20 protein-coding genes are annotated in these 20,226 nt (G+C 35.5%); 9 read left to right on the top strand and 11 right to left on the bottom strand.

What is annotated here, in order from left to right; all coding sequences use genetic code 11:
* Positions 1-7: 7 nt before the first annotated feature.
* From ACULEU_RS11250 to ACULEU_RS11235, 4 genes are read right to left on the bottom strand one after another with little or no spacing between them, the layout of a single operon-like run.
* Positions 8-1,837 (bottom strand): ABC transporter ATP-binding protein, encoded by a 1,830-nt coding sequence (locus tag ACULEU_RS11250; protein ID WP_445452685.1) that lies wholly within the window; start codon positions 1,835-1,837, stop codon positions 8-10.
* Positions 1,837-3,564: a phospho-sugar mutase gene (locus tag ACULEU_RS11245; protein ID WP_445452684.1), complete on the bottom strand. Its 1,728-nt coding sequence runs from the start codon at positions 3,562-3,564 to the stop codon at positions 1,837-1,839. Before ACULEU_RS11245 ends, ACULEU_RS11250 begins: the two co-directional genes overlap by 1 nt.
* Before the next feature lie 31 nt (positions 3,565-3,595).
* Positions 3,596-4,555 (bottom strand): glycosyltransferase family 2 protein, encoded by a 960-nt coding sequence (locus ACULEU_RS11240; protein WP_445452683.1) that lies wholly within the window; start codon positions 4,553-4,555, stop codon positions 3,596-3,598.
* Positions 4,556-5,092, bottom strand: a complete 537-nt coding sequence (locus ACULEU_RS11235; protein WP_445452682.1) for a DUF4199 domain-containing protein — start codon at positions 5,090-5,092, stop codon at positions 4,556-4,558. It abuts the gene before it with no gap.
* A gap of 229 nt (positions 5,093-5,321) precedes the next feature.
* On the opposite strand from ACULEU_RS11235, the gene ACULEU_RS11230 reads away from it, so the two are divergent.
* From ACULEU_RS11230 to mtaB, 3 genes are all read left to right on the top strand, one after another.
* Positions 5,322-5,573, top strand: coding sequence for a type B 50S ribosomal protein L31 (locus tag ACULEU_RS11230; RefSeq protein ID WP_236464965.1), 252 nt, complete (start codon positions 5,322-5,324; stop codon positions 5,571-5,573).
* A 139-nt stretch (positions 5,574-5,712) separates the two neighbouring features.
* Entirely contained in the window at positions 5,713-6,888 is a 1,176-nt protein-coding gene (locus ACULEU_RS11225) for a GlmU family protein (protein WP_445452681.1), read from the top strand.
* Between the two features lie 145 nt (positions 6,889-7,033).
* Positions 7,034-8,362, top strand: a complete 1,329-nt coding sequence (gene mtaB, locus ACULEU_RS11220) for a tRNA (N(6)-L-threonylcarbamoyladenosine(37)-C(2))-methylthiotransferase MtaB (RefSeq protein WP_445452680.1) — start codon at positions 7,034-7,036, stop codon at positions 8,360-8,362.
* Here mtaB and ACULEU_RS11215 read toward each other — a convergent pair.
* Together ACULEU_RS11215 and ACULEU_RS11210 are read right to left on the bottom strand one after the other, a co-directional pair.
* Positions 8,359-8,700, bottom strand: a complete 342-nt coding sequence (locus ACULEU_RS11215) for a hypothetical protein (protein ID WP_445452679.1) — start codon at positions 8,698-8,700, stop codon at positions 8,359-8,361. The genes mtaB and ACULEU_RS11215 overlap by 4 nt on opposite strands.
* Positions 8,701-8,770: 70 nt before the next feature.
* The gene (locus ACULEU_RS11210; RefSeq protein WP_445452678.1) at positions 8,771-9,082 is read right to left on the bottom strand and encodes a GNAT family N-acetyltransferase; all 312 of its coding nucleotides are present in this window, start codon (positions 9,080-9,082) and stop codon (positions 8,771-8,773) included.
* A gap of 68 nt (positions 9,083-9,150) precedes the next feature.
* Between ACULEU_RS11210 and ACULEU_RS11205 the strand changes: the two genes are divergently transcribed.
* Both ACULEU_RS11205 and ACULEU_RS11200 read left to right on the top strand, forming a co-directional pair.
* Positions 9,151-9,816, top strand: a complete 666-nt coding sequence (locus ACULEU_RS11205; protein ID WP_445452677.1) for an alpha/beta fold hydrolase — start codon at positions 9,151-9,153, stop codon at positions 9,814-9,816.
* Between the two features lie 39 nt (positions 9,817-9,855).
* The gene (locus ACULEU_RS11200) at positions 9,856-10,761 is read left to right on the top strand and encodes a lytic transglycosylase domain-containing protein (RefSeq protein ID WP_445452676.1); all 906 of its coding nucleotides are present in this window, start codon (positions 9,856-9,858) and stop codon (positions 10,759-10,761) included.
* An 80-nt stretch (positions 10,762-10,841) separates the two neighbouring features.
* Here ACULEU_RS11200 and ACULEU_RS11195 read toward each other — a convergent pair whose 3' ends face one another.
* Positions 10,842-11,357, bottom strand: a complete 516-nt coding sequence (locus ACULEU_RS11195) for a DUF2892 domain-containing protein (protein ID WP_445452675.1) — start codon at positions 11,355-11,357, stop codon at positions 10,842-10,844.
* 155 nt (positions 11,358-11,512) lie between these two features.
* On the opposite strand from ACULEU_RS11195, the gene rpmH reads away from it, so the two are divergent.
* From rpmH to carB, 3 genes are all read left to right on the top strand, one after another.
* Positions 11,513-11,674, top strand: coding sequence for a 50S ribosomal protein L34 (rpmH, locus tag ACULEU_RS11190; protein ID WP_022828464.1), 162 nt, complete (start codon positions 11,513-11,515; stop codon positions 11,672-11,674).
* Positions 11,675-11,905: 231 nt separating this feature from the next.
* Entirely contained in the window at positions 11,906-12,799 is an 894-nt protein-coding gene (locus ACULEU_RS11185) for a hypothetical protein (protein WP_445452674.1), read from the top strand.
* Between the two features lie 71 nt (positions 12,800-12,870).
* On the top strand, positions 12,871-15,723 hold the full coding sequence (gene carB / locus ACULEU_RS11180) for a carbamoyl-phosphate synthase large subunit (protein WP_445452673.1): 2,853 nt from the start codon (positions 12,871-12,873) through the stop codon (positions 15,721-15,723).
* 35 nt (positions 15,724-15,758) lie between these two features.
* Here the strand turns inward: carB and ACULEU_RS11175 are convergent, their stop codons facing one another.
* From ACULEU_RS11175 to ACULEU_RS11160, 4 genes are all read right to left on the bottom strand, one after another.
* Positions 15,759-16,523 carry an NYN domain-containing protein gene (locus ACULEU_RS11175; RefSeq protein ID WP_445452672.1) on the bottom strand — a complete coding sequence of 255 codons (765 nt, stop codon included), beginning with the start codon at positions 16,521-16,523 and terminating at the stop codon, positions 15,759-15,761.
* Between the two features lie 58 nt (positions 16,524-16,581).
* Positions 16,582-16,716, bottom strand: a complete 135-nt coding sequence (locus ACULEU_RS11170; protein WP_445452671.1) for a hypothetical protein — start codon at positions 16,714-16,716, stop codon at positions 16,582-16,584.
* A 233-nt stretch (positions 16,717-16,949) separates the two neighbouring features.
* A complete protein-coding gene (locus ACULEU_RS11165) occupies positions 16,950-17,519 on the bottom strand; it encodes a hypothetical protein (protein ID WP_445452670.1) in 570 nt (189 codons plus the stop codon).
* Positions 17,520-17,543: 24 nt separating this feature from the next.
* The gene (locus ACULEU_RS11160) at positions 17,544-17,951 is read right to left on the bottom strand and encodes a DUF2721 domain-containing protein (RefSeq protein WP_445452669.1); all 408 of its coding nucleotides are present in this window, start codon (positions 17,949-17,951) and stop codon (positions 17,544-17,546) included.
* Positions 17,952-18,070: 119 nt separating this feature from the next.
* Between ACULEU_RS11160 and ACULEU_RS11155 the strand changes: the two genes are divergently transcribed.
* Positions 18,071-20,188, top strand: a complete 2,118-nt coding sequence (locus tag ACULEU_RS11155; protein WP_445452668.1) for an outer membrane beta-barrel protein — start codon at positions 18,071-18,073, stop codon at positions 20,186-20,188.
* The last annotated feature ends 38 nt before the right edge of the window (positions 20,189-20,226 follow it).

Below are 20,226 nucleotides of genomic sequence, written 5' to 3'. Positions count from 1 at the left end.
TAATAAATTACTCAAACGACTGCATAGAAACCAGCTTGGAATAGGTTCCGTTTTTGGCTAATAGTTCTTCGTGATTTCCCTGCTCCACAATTTTACCTTTGTGCATTACTACTATAGTGTCTGCTTTTTGAATGGTCGAAAGACGGTGCGCAATTACTATAGAAGTTCGGTTTTGCATCATATTTTCTAATGCTACTTGCACCAATCGTTCACTTTCAGTATCTAAGGCAGAGGTAGCTTCATCCAAAATCATGATTGGTGGATTTTTCAATACAGCTCTTGCGATGGACAGCCGTTGTTTTTGTCCGCCTGAAAGTTTGTTACCACTGTCGCCTACATTAGTATAAATGCCTTCGGGTAAATCTTTTACGAATTCGTATGCATTGGCAATTTTCAAAGCTTCAATGATTTCTTCATCGGTTGCATCCGCTTTGCCCAAAGCAATATTGCCTTTAATGGTATCATTAAACAAAATAGAATCTTGTGTTACCAATCCCATTAAATTGCGAAGTGATTCTAATTTGATGTCTTTTATATCAGTACCATCGATGCGCACTACTCCTTCGTTGACATCATAAAATCGGGTGAGTAAATTGGCAATTGTACTTTTTCCGGAGCCGGATTGACCTACTAAAGCCACTGTTTTGCCTTTCGGAATTTCGAGCGAAAACTCTTTTAAGACATTTTCGTTTTCATATCGGAAGTTGATATTTTCTAGCGTGATTTTATCTTCAAATGTTTGTTTATCGATAGCATTTACTTGATCTGTAATGGTGTTTTCCTGTTCCATCAATGTAAAAACTCTATCCGCTGCAGCCAAACCTGTTTTAACCTGATAGGATGCTTTTGATATAGCTTTTGCCGGTGTCAGAATAGTGTAGGCGAGTGCTATATAAGTAATGAATGTTGCTGAGGTAATCGATTGTTCTTCTACAACCATCTGTGCACCAAACCATAATAATGTTGCAATAGTAACAATTCCCAAAAATTCGCTTAAAGGCGAAGCCAGATTGTTTTTGTTTCCGATGCTATTACTCAAACGCAACAATCGATTAATGGAGTCATTGAATTTGGAAATAAAAGAATTTTCAGCGTTATACCCTTTAACGACTTTAAGTCCCCCTAAAGTTTCATCTAAAATAGATATAAAGACACCATTTTCATGTTGAGCACTAACCGATTTTGCTTTCAGATTCTTACCAACACGAGAGATTATAAATCCGGAAATAGGAATAAAAGCAAAGACAAAAAGCGTTAGTTTCGGACTAATGATAAACATCGTAATGATAGAAAAAAGAATGGTTAGCGGTTCCCGCACTACAAGTTCTAAAATCTGAAAAAATGAATTTTGAACCTCATTGATATCGCCCAGCATTCTTGCCATAACATCACCTTTTCTTCTTTCAGAATAATAGGAAACCGGAAGATGGATGATTTTGTTGTATAATTTTTCACGAATATCTCTAAGCACTCCAGTTCTTAATCGGGTAACGTGAAAGGAGGCAAAATAATTAGTAATATTTTTTAAAAGCGCCGTTATGATGATGATTGAAATTACAAAAAGGAGTGTCCATTTAAGCCCATTTTCATCCGTTAATGTTGTTATTTTGTAATTTAGAAAATCTTCAGCATAAGCTTTACTTTTTGCAATTCCCCCGTATTTTGGTTTCGTATAGACCTTTTCAGTGTCACCAAAAAGAACTTTAAGCGTTGGTATCATAGACACCATCAGCAAGGTTGAAAACAGGGCATAAAAAATGTTGAAGAAAATATTCAGATAAATATGTTTCTTGTATTTCAGAGCAAACGGAAAAAGCTTTTTTAAATTGGCATCCATTAGTGTAACTGCATTTCCGATATTATGTTTTTGATTTTAGTATCTAAAAAAGATTCCGCGGTTTGAAGCTCCTCTAAACCATCAATAGCAGTGTTTACGCTAAAATAGAATTTTATTTTAGGTTCAGTTCCGCTTGGTCGGGCACAAATTTTTGAACCATCTTCCAGATAGTAAATCAACACATCTGATTTTGGGATGTGTAACGTTTCTACTTCATCGGTCAACAAATTTTTAGCAGTTGAATTTTGATAATCTTCTACCATAATGACGCGTTGCCCATTGATTTCAGCAACAGGATTTTCGCGCATATCCACCATCATCTGCTTGATTTCGTTAGCGCCTTCGATGCCTTTCTTGGTAATGGAAATCAGGTGTTCTTTATAGAAACCAAAGTCAACGTACATTTGCTGTAATTCTTTGTAGACTGAACTTCCTTTTTCTTTAGCTTGAGCTGCAATTTCACACATAAGCAAAATGGCTCCAACGGCATCTTTATCACGCACGGCGTCGCCTACCATAAATCCGAAACTTTCTTCACCACCACCAATAAATTTCAGCTCTGGAAAATCACGAATGAATTTGGCAATCCATTTAAATCCAGTTAATCCCACTTTGCATTCTACATCATAAGCCGATGCTAATTCGAGCATCATTGGAGTAGAAACTATAGTGGAACCGATAAATTGTTTACCATCTATTTTTCCTGCTTTTTTCCATTGTTCCAAAAGATACTGCGTCATGACAACCATAGTTTGGTTTCCGTTCAGTAACTGCATTTCTCCTTTGTTATTTCTAACGGCAACACCCAAGCGGTCGCTGTCGGGGTCGGTTCCAAATACAATATCGGCATTAATTTTATTAGCCATAGCGATAGCCATGGTCAGTGCTTCCGGTTCTTCCGGGTTTGGCGAAATTACGGTTGGAAAATCACCATTCGGTTCTGCTTGTTCCGGAACGATATTGACATCGGTATACCCGGCTTTTTCCAATACTTTCGGCACCATTTTTATAGAGGTTCCGTGTAAAGAAGTGTATGCGATTTTTAAATGTTGTCGAGCTTGTGCCGATGTGTTAAAGCTGGCATTTTCAACTGTTGATGCGATGAAAGCATTATCAACATCGACGTCAATGTATTGTATGAGGCTTTCATTTGCCGTAAACTTTATTTCGTCATACTTCAGGTTTTCAATGACCTGAACAATTTCGGCATCATTGGGTGGTACTAACTGTCCCCCATCTTGCCAATACACTTTGTATCCGTTATATTCCGGTGGATTGTGAGATGCGGTCAAAACGATTCCAGCATGGCAATTCAAATAACGTACAGCAAAAGACAGTTCTGGAGTTGGACGCATGTCTGAAAACAAATAAACCTGAATTCCATTAGCTGAAAAAACATCTGCCACAACTTTGGCCAAAGTGTCGCTGTTATGACGACAATCATAGGCAATTGCTACTTTTAGTTGTTCGCCTGCGAATGATTTTTTTAAATAATCGGATAAACCTTGAGTGTTTTTTCCTAGTGTATATTTGTTGATGCGATTGGTGCCAACACCCATTACTCCGCGCATTCCTCCAGTTCCAAACTCTAAGTTTTTGTAAAAACTTTCTTCTAGATTTTTTGGAGATGAAGTCATCATTTCGGTGATTTCGTCCTGTGTTTTTTGGTCAAACGTTGGAGTAAGCCATTCGTTTACCTTGTCTAATATAGTTTGTTCGATGTGCATGATCTTAATTTTATTCTTGTGTAGAAGGAATTTACAGATTCACTTCTTTAGCAATTTTATAACGTTCTTCGTTGTTCTTTGTTCTTAAAATAATCTCACCCAAAAATCCTGCTAAGAATAGCTGGGAGCCAATAACCATAGCTGTCAAGGCTATGTAAAAAAGCGGATTTGAAGTGACCAAAATGGTAGGTTCGTCAAATACGAATAGTTTCAGAAGTTTGATGCCAATGATTAAAAAAGTGGATAAAAATCCAATAATAAACATCACCACGCCAAGTGCACCAAAAAGATGCATCGGTCTTTTTCCGTATTTGGATAAAAACCAAATAGTGATCAAATCAAGAAAACCATTGATAAAGCGGTTCATACCAAATTTTGATTCGCCGTATTTTCGCGCCTGATGAATAACGACTTTTTCTCCAATGTTGAAGAAACCAGCATTCTTAGCCAACACCGGAATATAGCGATGCATTTCTCCAGAAACTTCGATATTTTTGATGACAATATTTTTATAGGCTTTTAATCCGCAGTTAAAATCATTCAATTGTACGCCTGATGTTTTTCGCGCTGCCCAATTGAATAATTTTGAAGGTAGATTTTTTCCGACTACCGAGTCGTATCGCTTTTTTTTCCAACCCGAAACCAAATCGTAATCTTGATTTAATATCATGTTATACAAACCTGGAATTTCTTCCGGGCTGTCTTGTAAATCGGCATCCATAGTTATGATAACATCGCCATTGGCTTTTGCAAAACCCGCGTGTAATGCTTGTGATTTTCCAAAGTTTCTAAGAAAACGGATTCCTTTTACATTTGGATTCTCATTAGATAATTGTTCAATAATTTTCCACGAACCATCAGTACTTCCATCATCTATAAAAATAACTTCATAGGAATAATTGTTGGCTGTCATTATTCTGACAATCCACTGATGTAATTCGGGTAAGGATTCCTGCTCGTTTAGAAGCGGAATAACTATGGATAAATTCATTTAGAATGTTCTTTCTTTTTTTATGATTGCGCCTATTATCAAGGAATAAATAAGCCCGATAAAGGCATACATCACTAGTGTAATTGGAATAGCAAAAACTGGGCTCATTATTTTTTCTGTCCATGATAATGCCATATCCATTTGTTCTTTTGGCATATCAGGGTTTTGCTCTAACATCGCTTTTTTGGTGCTGCTCAAAATTTGTTCCACAAATTCAGGGAAAAGCATGTTAAAAATAGAGGAGAATATAGCATAAAGCAACGCTGCAATAATGCATACCGTTACTCCAATTTTAAGAGATTCACTTAGTGTTATAAAACCAGCATTTAATTTGTTTTTGTAATTATTACAAGCCAACAGTATAAAGGTTATAGGTAGAATCACAAAGTTTAAAAGATTGATTATTATTCCATAACTTTGGTTACTTGTAGGGTCAATACTAAATGAAAAGGAGATTACAAGTTCAAGTATCATGATGATTCCATAAAGTACGCCGAATTGTAAAGCTGATTTTGAAGGAGAGATAGTTTTTTCCATAATCTGAGTGTTGGTTTTTAATTAGAAAACAAATATAGTAATTCCATTATTACTATATGTATGTTCGGTTTATTTAAAAAAAGTTACAGAAGACTTTGTTTATTATAAAAAAGGTGTATTTTTGCACTCTCAAAATAAAATAAAGAATAATAAAAGTTGTAGCAAGTTTATACCTTTCAATAGGAAAGCTTCAAAACGAAACTACTTCAAAACATAAAAAAGATTTATCATGAAAAAAGGACTTCACCCGGAAAATTACAGATTAGTTGCTTTTAAAGACATGTCAAATGACGATGTTTTTATTACTAAGTCAACAGTAGAAACAAAAGAAACTATCACTCACGAAGGTGTTGAATATCCAGTGTACAAAATGGAGATTTCTAGAACGTCTCACCCTTTTTACACAGGTAAATCTAAACTTATCGATACTGCAGGACGTATTGATAAATTCAAAACTAAATACGCTAAACACGCTAAGTAATACTTATAGTGTTTCAATTTTATTAAAACCATTCACAAACGTGAGTGGTTTTTTTATTGGCTAAATCTTTGTACTTTTGACTTGTGTTTACGGTTTTTTTATAAACTTTTAAACTTCATAAACTTCATAAACTTCTCAAATGAACTATATACTTTTTGACGGAACTGTTCGAAATGCCCTTTTGCCATTTACCTTTACCAGACCAGTTGCCGACATCCGTATCGGAATTTTAACCATTCGCGAAAAATGGGAAAAATATTTAGGCTATACTACCACAACACTTACTGAGGAATACCTTTCTGAAAAGTTTCCAATGGTCGAAATGGAAGATAACATCATGATAAACGCTTCTTTTTTACCCAATGATATCCTTTCGGAAATGGTAAAAAGTTTAGAGAAAAATCAAGCTATTTTTCAAGGAGATGAGGTAATCGCTTTCTATACTAATGATACACAAGAAGAAGTTGATTTTGATAGTTATGAAATCATTGAATTCAGTGAAGACTGCCTTAAAGTTGAACATACATGGGACATATTTGCAAAAAATGATGCAGCTTTACGCGAAGATTTTGACTTAATCACCGAAGGAAGACATTCGCAACCGATTCCGAAAAGTGTTAATGTGCTTTCACCCGAAAGCATATTTATAGAAGAAGGTGCTAAGCTCGAATTTGTGACTTTGAATGCTTCAACCGGACCTATCTACATTGGAAAAAATTCCGAAATCATGGAAGGTTCTGTTATTCGTGGACCCTTTGCGTTATGCGAATCAGGAAGAGTAAAATTGGCTTCAAAAGTCTATGGCGCAACGACTGTTGGACCACATTCGGTTATTGGTGGTGAGGTTAGCAACTCGGTTTTAATGGGCTACTCCAATAAAGGACATGACGGATTTTTAGGGAATGCTGTTTTAGGGGAATGGTGCAACATTGGTGCCGATAGTAACAATTCTAATTTGAAAAATAATTATGAAGAAGTGCGTTTGTGGAGTTATGAAACCGAAGGATTTGCCAAAACAGGGCTGCAGTTTTGTGGATTAATGATGGGAGATCATAGTAAGTGTGGAATTAATACGATGTTCAATACAGGAACTGTAGTGGGAGTTTCAACGAATATTTTCGGTTCGGGTTTTCCACGTAATTTTGTGCCGAGTTTCTCTTGGGGTGGCGCTTCTGGATTCACCACCTATTTAACTTCAAAAGCTTTTCAGACAGCCAAAATAGTAATGGCACGTCGTCAAGTAGATTTTACAGAAGAAGATGCAAAAATCTTAGAACACGTTTTTGAAGAAACAAAAAAATATAGAAAAGAATAGATTTAATTTGAAAATTTGAAGATGTGTCAATTTGAAAATGTTCTTTAAACTATTAATTTTCAAATCTTCAAATTGTTTACTCTTCAAATTAGATTATCTTTGCGCTCTCAATTTTTGACAACGATTTCATCAATTGAAGTAGCTTATGGAAAACAAGAAAAAAGTCGCCTTTTATACTTTAGGGTGCAAACTCAATTTCTCAGAAACCTCAACCATTGCGAGAAATTTTCAGGACGAAGGTTTTGATCGTGTCGATTTTGAAGAAGTAGCCGATATCTATGTAATTAATACGTGTTCGGTTACCGAAAACGCCGATAAACAATTCAAACAGATTGTAAAAAAAGCCATGAAGCTTAACGACAAAGCTTTCGTTGCTGCTGTGGGTTGTTATGCGCAATTAAAGCCTGAAGATTTAGCTGCTGTGGATGGTGTCGATTTGGTTTTAGGTGCTACCGAAAAATTCAAAATCACCGATTATATCAATGATTTGTCCAAAAATGATATGGGTGAAGTACATTCCTGTGAAATTGAAGAAGCCGATTTTTATGTCGGAAGTTATTCTATAGGTGACAGAACTCGAGCTTTTCTCAAAGTGCAGGATGGCTGTGATTATAAATGTACCTACTGTACAATACCGTTGGCACGTGGAATATCAAGAAGTGATGCTTTAGAAAATGTATTGAAAAATGCTTCGGATATTTCGAAACAAGGAATCAAAGAAATTGTATTAACCGGAGTAAATATTGGGGATTATGGGAAAGGCGAATTCGGAAACAAAAAACACGAGCATACTTTTTTAGATTTAGTGCAGGCCTTGGATAAAGTCGATGGCATTGAAAGACTACGAATATCATCAATTGAACCCAATCTTTTGAAAAACGAAACGATTGAGTTTGTCTCTAAAAGCAGAACCTTTGTGCCGCATTTTCATATTCCGTTGCAAAGTGGTAGCAATGAAATTCTGAAGAAAATGAAGCGTCGTTATTTGCGCGAAGTGTATTCCGATAGAGTGAACAATATCCGCCAAGTCATGCCACATGCCTGTATTGGTGTTGATGTAATTGTAGGTTTTCCTGGTGAAACCGATGAAAATTTTCTGGAGACTTATAATTTCCTAAACGAGATGGATATTTCGTATTTACACGTTTTTACCTATTCTGAAAGAGATAATACTGAAGCAGCCACAATGACCGATGTTGTTCCGATGAACGTTCGTAACAAGAGAAGCAAAATGCTCCGTGGTTTATCGGTAAAAAAGCGTCGAGCCTTTTATGAAAGTCAAATAGGAAGCTATAGAACGGTTCTTTTTGAAAGTGAAAACAAAGAAGGTTACATACACGGATTTACCGAAAATTATGTAAAAGTAAAAACACCTTGGAATCCAGAACTGGCCAATACATTGCATGACATCAAGCTAACCAAAATTGATGACGATGGAAGTGTTCGAATGGATTTTTTAGCGGTTGAAGTTTAGTACTTGTAGTGAAACCGAATCTTTGTTATTCTGAAAACAGTGTCACTGTATTTTTCGATAAATTCAAATTTGTGACGACCATTTTTTTGAAAGGAGATAATTTTTTCAGCAGAAATTTCGAAGTAGGTTCCGTTGCCTTCCATCATAAATTTAGCGCCAGTAGTGCGATAAGCTGATCGGATTAATATAAATTCAGATAAATTCCACGCCGTTAAATCAGCATCAAAATGCTCCAATTCAGAAAACAAACCCTGAGTTATCTCGGTTTTAATGCCATAATAGGTAGCTATATTTTCGAAGAAATCAATAATTCCCTGTTGAAATGATGTTGTTTCCATTGGATAAATATAAAAAAATTCCAAACTCTTTATCGGAATTTGGAATTTCTAGTAGTGGAATTTTTAAAACTTATATTTTAATTCCCGGAGGAAGTAAATCTCTGTAACAAGTATTTTTTCTAAAGAAAAGTGCAATTTTCGGTAAAATTGGCACTACTTTTAATTTTCTTTCATAAGCGATTTCCATAATGTTTTTCAATAAATCGTTGATGAACTCTTCATTATCAAAGCCGTCAAAAACATTAATACGGGTTAGGAAAATCTTCTTTTCCTGAAAAGAATACTCTACAGAAATTAATTTTCCGTCAACCAATGTCTCAAACTGACGAGCAAAAGTATTGTCTTTAATCTCGATTTTTTCTAAAATTGCAGTTGCTTCCATGTGATTATAAACAAAAAGGATTATTTTTAGGCAAAGTTACTAATAATTAACCACTTTTGAGTTAAATAATGACTAAAATTCATGTTTATTTTATGCCCGGAATGGCGGCAAGTCCCAGTATTTTTGAACGAATTCAATTGCCAGCGGATACTTTTGAAATGCATTTGCTGGAATGGTTACTGCCTGAAAAAGAGGAAACTATTGAAGCCTATGCCCAGCGAGTCGCAAAAGATGTCAAGCATGATAATGTCATCTTGGTTGGTGTTTCTTTTGGCGGGATTTTGGTTCAGGAAATGAAAGCTTTTGTAAACCCTAAAAAGGTGATTATCATATCGAGCGTAAAGTCAAATAAAGAGCTTCCGAGAAAAATGAAAGTGGCAAAAACAACCAAAGCCTATAAATTGATTCCAACCCAACTCTTCGAAAATATTGATATGCTGACTAAATTTACCTTTGGTTCCTCGATAATCAAGCAGCGGTTGAAATTATATGAAAAATTTCTCTCGGTCCGTGATAAGCATTATTTGGACTGGGCCATTGAGCAAATCATCAATTGGAAACGAACCGAAAGCGACTCCGAAGTAATTCACATTCATGGAGATGCGGATGAAGTTTTTCCGATAAAGTATATCCAAAACGCCATAGTGGTCAAAGGAGGAACTCACATTATGATCCTCACAAAATACCGATGGCTTAATGATAATCTGCCTAAAATTATGTTAGAGGGTTGCTGAAAACGGATCGATTTTTGTAGCTTTACCAATATAACCATAATGAAAAAGATCATGAACACGAATAAAGCCCTTTTATCGACACTCGGTGTAATTTTAATTTCGGGAATATTGGTCTTTGGTATTTCCGGCGATAATAAAGATAAAGTATTGCGCGAAGGCACTCCTTTGTATTTTCCAACTGCTGTTGATTTTGCCGGCGAAACTGCTCCATTACAAATTACGGATGTTAAAGAAAGACTCGACAGAGAGTTGCTTATAAATGCTAATTTAGATGCTACTACAGCCTTAATCATCAAAAGAGCTAATCGAGCTTTTCCAGTTATAGAACCTATTTTAGCTAAAAATGGCGTTCCCGATGACTTTAAATATTTAGCTGTAATTGAAAGCGGATTGGTTAATGCTGTTTCTCCTTCTGGCGCTAAAGGAGTTTGGCAATTTATGCCTGAAACAGCAAAGGAAAAGGGGATGGAAGTCAACGACTTAGTGGACGAGCGTTATCATTTAGAAAAATCAACCGAAGCTGCTTGCAGGTATTTATTAGCTGCCAAAGACCGATTTGGTTCTTGGACACTAGCCGCGGCTTCCTATAATGGCGGAATGGCAGGCGTTGGCAAGAAAATCGAGGAGCAAAAAGTAACCAATTACTATGATTTAGCTTTAACCGAGGAAACTTCACGTTACGTATTCCGAATTTTGGCCTTGAAAGAAATTATGAAAAATCCAGCCTTGTATGGATTTAGTCTTTACGGCAGCGATTTGTATGCGCCCATTCCGGCTAAAAAAATTGAAGTAGACAGTACTATCAGTAATTTAGCTGATTTTGCCAAAACCCAAGGGATAAATTATAAAATATTGAAAATCCACAATCCGTGGTTACGCGATAAAAAGCTAGTCAATCCCAACAAAAAGAAATACGAAATCGAGATTCCGTTGTCAGGATATTAAAATAGACTTCTTTAGACATCTTAGAAATAAAAAACCACCTCCAATTGGAGGTGGTTTTTTATTTTAGATTAAAATCTAACTTAGATCTTCTTCATCTGCTCTTTCATCATTTTTATCTGATCTGTCAGCATGTTTTGTTTGTCTAGCTTTTTCGCCTCGTTTAGCAAGGTCGTTGCTTCCATTTTACGTCTTTTGGACATAGCAATTCCGGCTAAGTTTAATTTAGCCACGGCTAAATCCATATCCATACTCAATCCCAATTCCACCGCTTTTTTAAAGTACTTTTCCGATTGGTGTAAATTGGTTTGCGAAGTCATCAAACCGTGTAAGTAATTATAATAGCCTTGTTGTTTTTTTACTAATGCCGTTTCCGGATTTTTGATTTTATCCAACCATACTTTTGCGCCTGCAAAATCCTGTTTTCTCAATTTTAGGAATGCTAAAAGGATATATTCATTTTTATAATAAAGAAAAATCGGAAGTGCTGTCAATAAAATCAAAAAGATTCCGTTGCCAATATTTCCTTCTGCAAACTGCCAAATGGCTGTGGCTAGTAACAAAGCCGCTATAATTAGTTTAATAAATCTGTGAAACATGTGATATAATTTTTGTGGTTGCAAAGGTAATAAAAGGAATTGAAAATATTTTTATAAAACTACTTGCCAGAAAAAAAAAGGTTTGTATATTTGCACTCGGTTTTAAAGCGACCACTATCAAACAGAGTAATACACGATTTTAAAGACATAAAGCAATGAGCAAAAGAACGTTTCAACCATCGAAAAGAAAGAGAAGAAATAAACACGGATTTATGGACAGAATGGAATCTGCGAACGGAAGAAAAGTTCTAGCGCGTCGTAGAGCTAAAGGAAGACATAAATTGACCGTTTCTTGCGAACCAAGACACAAAAAATAATGATTAGCAATTAATCAATATCAAGCCGTTACTTTTATTAGTAGCGGCTTTTTTTATAACATGTTTATAAATAATGATAATTTTTAGGAGCTATTTCCCGCTATCCGTTCCAATCTTTTTATTTTTAGAAAAATAAAAAGGATTTTTACTCCTATCGGGGCTAGTGTAGCACTATTAAGTTTTTATTTTTTTTGTAAATTATTAAAAAAGAAATCAATTAACTCTTTAATTATGAGTAGTATTTTTCAACTTTTAGATTCGGTTATTATAAATCCAAAGAGGTCAATAAAATTTATAATACAATTACTAATCATATTATTCATTTTTTCCCTTTTGATTTTAATACCGTTGTGGATTGCTAAAAAAACAAAAATTTTGCCATTATCCTCAAACATAATTCTTGAAGATACCAGATCAAAAATCCAGTTGTCTAACGTTATTGAAGAAGAACAACAATACAATTTGATTGATAATGTGTCCATATCTGCTGAAGTTATGACATTTGATAATTTGAGTTTGAATGAAAGTGAAAAATCTAAAATCATCAATATTGTTAATTCATTAAAAAATAATGATATTGAGGTAAGTGAGAATTTAAACGAACAAAAAAATGCCTATATAAAAGGTTTTGATTTAATTCAACGATGGAATGAAAGAAGTTTTCCTGTTAGTGATATTTCATTTAAAAGATTTTCAGATTTATTTAGTGACCCAAGTATTAATGAAAATTTATCAACCTCAGAAAGAAAGAAAATTATTCTATCCGAGATTTATTGGAAAGCTCAAAATAATGGTGTTAAAATACTAGCACTACCTGAAGAAAAACAGCATTCAGTTACCGTTTTAAAAATTACAGGTGTAACAAATAATGGCGCCTTATATTTGTCTAATGATTCTAAAAGTGTCTTTAGTAATGCTCTTAAAAAATCAACCGGGCAAAATTTTATAACAGTTCCAAATGTGGGTCAAATTTTAATTCTTTGCATGGTAGAAGGTGAACGAATAAATTTTGAATCAAAAAACTATAATTGGGATATATCAATTTCAAAAATATTGAACATGCCAATTTACAGAAATGATAAAGATGTCACTTTAGTCGACTATTCCTATACTTCAACCAAATAATTAAACAACCACAACTAAACAAACAAAATCTAAGAAGTCTAACTTTCTAAGAATCTAAAAATCTAACTACAATGCCCAAAGACACTTCCATCAAATCAGTTTTAATCATAGGTTCAGGTCCTATCATAATCGGACAAGCTTGCGAATTTGATTATGCAGGTTCCCAATCCGCACGCTCTATTCGCGAAGAAGGAATCGAAGTCATTCTAATCAATTCCAATCCAGCCACTATCATGACGGATCCCAGTATGGCCGATCATGTGTATTTATTACCGCTAACCACCAAATCGATTATCCAAATCCTAAAAGAGCATCCGCAAATTGACGCTGTTCTACCAACCATGGGCGGACAAACTGCCTTGAACTTGTGTCTCGAAGCCGATGAAAAGGGAATTTGGGAAGACTTTGGAGTACGTCTAATCGGTGTTGATATCAACGCCATCAACATCACCGAAGACCGCGAGCAATTCAAACAATTGTTAGAAAGAATCGGAGTACCCACTGCTCCGGCAAAAACCGCTACGTCATTCCTAAAAGGAAAAGAAATAGCGCAGGAATTCGGCTTCCCGTTAGTAATTCGCCCCTCGTTTACGTTAGGCGGAACAGGAGCCGCTTTCGTTCACAGCAAAGAAGAGTTTGACGAAAAACTAACCTACGGTTTAGAAATGTCTCCTATTCACGAAGTATTGATAGACAAAGCTTTGTTAGGATGGAAAGAATACGAATTAGAACTACTTCGTGATCAAAACGACAATGTAGTCATCATCTGTTCGATTGAAAATATGGATCCGATGGGAATCCACACAGGTGACTCGATTACGGTGGCACCAGCCATGACATTGTCGGACACAACCTTCCAAAAAATGCGGGATATGGCGATTTTGATGATGCGTTCTATCGGGAATTTTGCCGGTGGATGTAACGTGCAATTTGCTGTATCACCGGACGAAAAAGAAGATATTGTGGCTATCGAAATCAACCCAAGAGTTTCGCGTTCCTCAGCCTTAGCCTCAAAAGCGACGGGTTATCCGATTGCAAAGATTGCTTCAAAATTAGCCTTAGGATATCATTTGGACGAATTGCAAAATCAAATCACCAAATCCACATCAGCCTTATTTGAACCGACATTAGATTACGTCATTGTAAAAATTCCGCGTTGGAACTTTGACAAGTTTGAAGGCGCTGATAGAACTTTGGGACTCCAAATGAAATCGGTTGGAGAAGTAATGGGAATTGGGCGTTCTTTTCAGGAAGCTTTACACAAGGCAACGCAATCGCTCGAAATCAAAAGAAATGGCTTGGGCGCAGACGGAAAAGGATACAAAAATTACGAGCAAATCATCGAGAAACTGACCTATGCAAGTTGGGACAGAGTGTTTGTAATCTATGATGCGATTGCTATGGGAATTCCACTGAGCAGAATCCACGAAATCACTAAAATTGATATGTGGTTCCTCAAGCAGTATGAAGAATTGTATGCCATAGAAAAAGAAATATCCAAATTCGATATCACTACACTTCCTAAAGAATTATTGCTCGAAGCCAAACAAAAAGGCTATGGTGACCGACAAATTGCCCACATGCTGAAATGTTTGGAAAGTCAAGTATACAAACTACGCGATGATATGAATATCAAACGTGTCTATAAATTAGTTGACACATGTGCAGCCGAATTTAAAGCCATGACACCTTACTATTATTCAACTTTCGAAGCCGAAATAGAAACCGCAGCTGGCGAATGTTATGTGCATAATGAAAGCAGTGTTTCTAACCGGAAAAAAGTAGTTGTTTTGGGTTCAGGACCCAATAGAATAGGGCAGGGAATCGAATTTGATTATTCTTGTGTTCACGGAGTCTTAGCTGCAAAAGAATGTGGCTACGAAACCATCATGATTAACTGCAATCCGGAAACGGTTTCCACCGATTTTGATACGGCTGACAAACTTTATTTTGAACCGGTTTTCTGGGAACATATCTATGATATCATCCGTCACGAGAAACCAGAAGGTGTGATTGTGCAGCTTGGAGGACAGACCGCTTTGAAATTGGCAGAAAAATTATCTAAATACGATATAAAAATATTAGGAACTTCCTTTGATGCTTTGGACTTAGCAGAAGACAGAGGAAGATTTTCGGAACTATTAACCGAACTTAAAATTCCGTTCCCCAAGTTTGGTGTAGCCGAGAATGCAGATCAGGCTTCAGCCTTGGCAGATGTTTTAGACTTTCCGCTGCTAGTTCGTCCTTCTTATGTTTTGGGTGGACAAGGCATGAAAATTGTCATCAACAAACAGGAATTGGAGGAGCACGTTATCGATTTGCTGAAAAACATTCCGGGGAACAAATTGCTTTTGGATAATTATTTAGATGGAGCGATTGAAGCGGAAGCCGATGCCATTTGTGATGGTGAAAATGTATATATCATCGGAATCATGGAACATATCGAGCCTTGCGGTATACATTCGGGTGACAGTAATGCAACTTTGCCTCCCTTCAATTTAGGCGAATTTGTAATGCAGCAAATTAAAGATCATACGAAGAAAATCGCCTTAGCACTTCGAACCGTTGGTTTAATCAATATTCAGTTTGCAATTAAAGACGATATTGTTTACATCATTGAAGCCAATCCTAGAGCATCGAGAACTGTACCTTTTATTGCGAAAGCTTATGGTGAACCTTATGTAAATTATGCTACCAAAGTAATGTTGGGTGAAAATAAAGTAACCGATTTTAATTTCAATCCACAACTAAAAGGCTTTGCGATTAAACAACCGGTTTTTTCATTTAGTAAGTTCAAAGATGTAAACAAAGCCCTTGGGCCAGAGATGAAATCCACAGGGGAGAGCATTTTGTTTATTGATGATTTGAAAGATGATCAATTTTACGAATTGTATTCGAGACGTAAAATGTATTTGAGCAAATAAAAAAATCCCGAGCAATCGGGATTTTTTTATGAAACTTATTTTCTTCTGACATAGATATGCTTGATGTTGTTTTTGCCGCTATCTCTTTCGTCAATTTCAAAACGGTTGATGCTTTTTATCAGCGATAATAATTTGGGGAAACCATAATTTCTGGAGTCAAAATCGGGTTTCTTTTTGAGCATCAGATTGCCTAATTCACCCAGAAAAGCCCAGCCATTTTCATCTTCGATATCGTTGATGCTGTCGGCAAAAAGTTTAATGATTTTGGGGTCGATTTGACTTATCGGATTGTTTCCTGAAGATTTACTGTTTTTCGATGGCTTTTTAGTAACCATGTCCGAAATTGGTTCCGGATCTGTCTTTTTCAGAATTTCGATATAAATAAATTTGTCACAGGCAGTGATAAAAGGCGTTAACGTTTTCTTTTCTCCAATACCGATGACTTTCATTCCCGCTTCACGCAATCGTGTGGCTAAGCGTGTAAAATCGGAATCGCTCGAAACGATACAAAAGCCATCGACTTTTCCTGTGTAAAGAATATCCATAGCATCAATAATTAAGGCGCTATCGCTGGCATTTTTTCCTGTAGAATAGCTGTATTGCTGAATAGGTGTTATGGCATTCTCCAAGAGTACATTCTTCCAACCGGATACCGTTGGTTTGGTCCAATCAGCATAAATTCTTTTAAAAGTAGGCGTTCCGTATTTGGCAATTTCTTCAAACATCTCCTTGACATTGGCATAGGGAACATTATCGGCATCGATTAATACAGCAAGTTTTAAGTCTTTTTTGATTTCCATTATCGGAGTATATTTTGGTAACTACAGTAGCAAGTTACTGTTGGTCAAAGGTAAGTTATTATTTCTCGGTTTCTTCTTTTCCCATCAAATCACTCAAATGCATCCGCAAAGCCGTAACCGAAATACTGATTTCCCAAAAGGAAATTCCAAGTGAAATGAGTAACATCAACATGCTCGCGCCAAAAAGCTGCATGTGTCAGATTAGCTATCAGCTAAAGGCTTTACCATTGAGCAACTAGTTGTTCATTAAGTAATTTTAAACATGTAAAACAAAGTTGTTGAACTAGTGATTAAATCCATTTGAGAGATTATTTTATTTATTGATGTTTTGAAGGATGATCAATTCTACGAATTGTATTCGAGAAGAAAGATGTATTTGAGCAAATAATATAAGTTATAATACTAAGATTAAACTAGACATTTTTTTTATTTTAGGCAATTAGATTCATAATCTTTGGCTAGTTCTATAACGCCAGCTTCGCCATGAACTTTTAGCACTTTTTCGTCGACTTTTTTTATTATATCAGGACAGTCCGCCATTTCCCTTGAAATTACTTTTAAAGAAATTAATCTGCTTAGTCCCATGGCTTCCATATAAGATGTTTTACCATCGTTGGGTCTTTTGATAATGAATACAAAATAGTTGCGCGTATTAACTTTTAGTAGCCTTAATTTTTCAGCATACATTAATTGGCCAAACATCCTGTCATCTATATTTTCATATTGGATTTCGATTTGACCGCTGTCGCTTTCATATTGAAGTCTAAAGGATTTTAGTTCATTTGGGAAGTATTCTTTCTTAACTCCATTTTTATCTAAAATTACTAACTTTTCCTGTAAGCTCATCAAGAGCTCATTATTAAAAGTATATCGATTCTTTATTATTGCGCTTTTTATAGTGTCATTTTGTTTTGTAATAATTTCAGTTGCACGAGCCTGAGAATATGTTTGAGCTATAGTAAATAAACATAGTATTGGTAAAAAAACATTTTTCATTTATCAAGGATTTAACTATTAATATTATTTCTTCATTTCTTTCTCTTCCATCAAATCACTCAAATGCATCCGCAAAGCCGTAACCGAAATACTGATTTCCCAAAAGGAAATTCCAAGTGAAATGAGTAACATCAGCATGCTCGCGCCAAAAAGATAAATTCCGATAAGTTGTTGCTCTAGAAACAAACAAAGCATCGCAAACACGGATAAAAAGAGGCACAATACTCCAAAAAGCTGCATGTATCTAATGAGCGATAATCGCAAGTTGAGGTTTTTGATTTGCAATAATATACTTTTCGTATGATTTTCATCATAATGCTTTTTCAAACTGCGTACAATTTGGGCAATTGTCAGGAAACGATTGGTATACGCCAGCAAAATTAGTGAAGTTGCCGAAAATAAAAGGGCTGGGGTTTCTATTTGAAGTGTCATGAGATGCTAAATTACGAATTGCTAAGGTCGGAAAAGATATGAGGAATGGAAAATATTTTCTAATATAAAAAAATTAACGTGTAATATTTTTTCTCATTTTTGTAGGAAATTAAAAAGATATGCTTACAGCAAGATCAGTCTTATTCGGCCTAATTACTTTGTTCTCTTATGATGGTGTTTCGGCTCAAGAAAAGAAAGAAAAAGAAAAAGTAAATGAACTTAAAGAAGTTACCATTACAAAAGAGAAAAAAGCCATAGAACAAAAGGCAGATCGCACTATTTTTGATTTTGCCAGTCAGTCGCATCTTAATTCAGGTACGTTGTTAGAAGGCCTAAAAAAACTTCCGGGTTTGATTGTTTCTGAAGTTGCCGGAATGATGTATCAAGGCAAACAACTCGAAGTGTATTTAGATGGTCGTCCGTTGAACATTTTTTCGAATGAATTAATTGCCTACCTCGAAGGAATGCCCGCCAATTCCATAGAAAAAGTAGAAGTTATTACACAACCCGGAGCTGAATTTCCTGCCACTTCAGGAGGTGCTATCGTTAATATTATTACTAGTAGAAAAGCCAAAAAGTATTTAAGTGCAACATATAGTAATGGGTTTAATTTTACGGCTTATGACCGTTTTCGTCCACGTTTTACCAATAGTTTATTACTGAATGCTAAAAATAGATTGTTTGGATGGCAATTGCAGGTTGGACAAAATTATAGGGAAACGAATTTAATCAATTCCGTTATCCGAAAAGAGGTAAGTAATGATGTTGTGTTATCTGCGACCGATGCGGACCGTGTTGCCAGAAGCAGTTTTGTTCGATCAGCTGCCACCTTTGATTTGAATAAAGATCGTCTTTTGCTGAATTATGATGTTACTTTCAACAATACGCATTCGGATACGGAAGGTTCTGGAGAAGGTTTTGTTTCTGATGATGCTGGAAAAACTAAAACCTTACGTCAGGAAGGTGTGATAACCTATCAGAAACGATTTGATGATAAGGACAAAAAGCTCGATTTTAGGGTAAACTATTCGCAAAATAAAGTCGATTTTAATTTGTTCTCACAGCTTTTTAATGATGATATATTGGATAATAATTCGAAACAAGATTACTTTAGTGCCAAAGCTGATTATAATCAAGCCTTGAAGATTTTGGATGAAGGTAAGTTTAGTTCCGGAATTTTAGTCGATGAACTTTCCTTTATCACTAAAAATTTTGGCACAAGTAATTTAGATTACACTCGAAGAACTGCTTCGGCCTATTTAGAGTTTCAAGCAAAATATAAAAAGTTTGATTTTATTTTAGGTGGTCGAACCGAAGCCTACAAAATCACCGGAAAGACTGAGACAGACGAATTAATTCCGTTTAAGCAAACTCGTTTTTTTCCCAATGCGTCGGTTCAGTATAATTTTATGCCGCAGATTTTTTTCAATATGAATTACAATAAAAAAATCGCGCTTCCCAATACATCGGCACTGAATCCCAACAATACCAATTATCAAAATCCTAACGTAGATTATACCGGAAATCCGCAATTGCAGCCGACTATCTTCGATAATTTTGAAGTTAAAATAAGCGCTTTTGACTATGCTTTTTTAGGATATGATGTTAGCGTAGCTTCTAATCAGGTTGTCAATCGGATTTTTTTAAACAATAATCAAATCACCAATACCAGTATTAATATCGAACGACTAAAAATCCACAATATTAATTTTGGATTTCCATTGCCCTATATGTTGTTTTCAAAAGGGTTGAAAGAAACCATGAAGTTTGAATTTAATCCAGACAAAATCAACTTTCTGTACTTGTATACGGGTTATCAATACCACGAAATTCCGGGGTTGAATACCAAAGGCTTTTGGAATTTTAATATTATGTCTCAAATTATTTTACCCAAAGAAATCAAGTTTGTCGCACAATACAACACCAACACGACAGGAGGAAATTATTATTATTTTGTTGCCACCAAACCATTTGGTCAGAGTTTGGATCTCACTTTTTCAAAAAAATTCCTAAAAGAACAACTTTCAGTGGCGTTATCATTTGATGATGTTTTAAACATCAACAAGCAAGGAGTAGCGGCAGTGGGAACACCTGTAAGCATTACTAATAAGTATGATACGCGTAGAGTTGGATTTACCATTAGTTATAAAATACCCACCAAAAACAAACTGGCAAAAGAAGATCCCAATCTGTTGAATAAGGATAAAAAAGAGGAAGGAACGCCAATTGTAAATTAAAAAAAACCTGCAAGTTTCACTTGCAGGTTTTTAACTAG

The organism is Flavobacterium sp. 25HG05S-40, from assembly GCF_052654735.1.
This window is presented reverse-complemented; position numbering and strand designations above follow the sequence as displayed.

Excerpts from the sequence above, each read along its gene's own strand:
- carB (WP_445452673.1), top strand. The coding sequence starts at position 12,871 with ATGCCCAAAGACACTTCCATCAAATCAGTTTTAATCATAGGTTCAGGT.
- ACULEU_RS11210 (WP_445452678.1), bottom strand. The coding sequence starts at position 9,082 with ATGGAAGCAACTGCAATTTTAGAAAAAATCGAGATTAAAGACAATACT.
- ACULEU_RS11170 (WP_445452671.1), bottom strand. The coding sequence starts at position 16,716 with ATGCAGCTTTTTGGCGCGAGCATGTTGATGTTACTCATTTCACTTGGA.
- ACULEU_RS11165 (WP_445452670.1), bottom strand. The coding sequence starts at position 17,519 with ATGAAAAATGTTTTTTTACCAATACTATGTTTATTTACTATAGCTCAA.
- ACULEU_RS11235 (WP_445452682.1), bottom strand. The coding sequence starts at position 5,092 with ATGGAAAAAACTATCTCTCCTTCAAAATCAGCTTTACAATTCGGCGTA.
- ACULEU_RS11200 (WP_445452676.1), top strand. The coding sequence starts at position 9,856 with ATGAAAAAGATCATGAACACGAATAAAGCCCTTTTATCGACACTCGGT.
- ACULEU_RS11185 (WP_445452674.1), top strand. The coding sequence starts at position 11,906 with ATGAGTAGTATTTTTCAACTTTTAGATTCGGTTATTATAAATCCAAAG.
- ACULEU_RS11160 (WP_445452669.1), bottom strand. The coding sequence starts at position 17,951 with ATGACACTTCAAATAGAAACCCCAGCCCTTTTATTTTCGGCAACTTCA.
- mtaB (WP_445452680.1), top strand. The coding sequence starts at position 7,034 with ATGGAAAACAAGAAAAAAGTCGCCTTTTATACTTTAGGGTGCAAACTC.
- ACULEU_RS11195 (WP_445452675.1), bottom strand. The coding sequence starts at position 11,357 with ATGTTTCACAGATTTATTAAACTAATTATAGCGGCTTTGTTACTAGCC.
- ACULEU_RS11225 (WP_445452681.1), top strand. The coding sequence starts at position 5,713 with ATGAACTATATACTTTTTGACGGAACTGTTCGAAATGCCCTTTTGCCA.
- ACULEU_RS11240 (WP_445452683.1), bottom strand. The coding sequence starts at position 4,555 with ATGAATTTATCCATAGTTATTCCGCTTCTAAACGAGCAGGAATCCTTA.
- rpmH (WP_022828464.1), top strand. The coding sequence starts at position 11,513 with ATGAGCAAAAGAACGTTTCAACCATCGAAAAGAAAGAGAAGAAATAAA.
- ACULEU_RS11230 (WP_236464965.1), top strand. The coding sequence starts at position 5,322 with ATGAAAAAAGGACTTCACCCGGAAAATTACAGATTAGTTGCTTTTAAA.
- ACULEU_RS11245 (WP_445452684.1), bottom strand. The coding sequence starts at position 3,564 with ATGCACATCGAACAAACTATATTAGACAAGGTAAACGAATGGCTTACT.
- ACULEU_RS11205 (WP_445452677.1), top strand. The coding sequence starts at position 9,151 with ATGACTAAAATTCATGTTTATTTTATGCCCGGAATGGCGGCAAGTCCC.
- ACULEU_RS11155 (WP_445452668.1), top strand. The coding sequence starts at position 18,071 with ATGCTTACAGCAAGATCAGTCTTATTCGGCCTAATTACTTTGTTCTCT.
- ACULEU_RS11215 (WP_445452679.1), bottom strand. The coding sequence starts at position 8,700 with ATGGAAACAACATCATTTCAACAGGGAATTATTGATTTCTTCGAAAAT.
- ACULEU_RS11250 (WP_445452685.1), bottom strand. The coding sequence starts at position 1,837 with ATGGATGCCAATTTAAAAAAGCTTTTTCCGTTTGCTCTGAAATACAAG.
- ACULEU_RS11175 (WP_445452672.1), bottom strand. The coding sequence starts at position 16,523 with ATGGAAATCAAAAAAGACTTAAAACTTGCTGTATTAATCGATGCCGAT.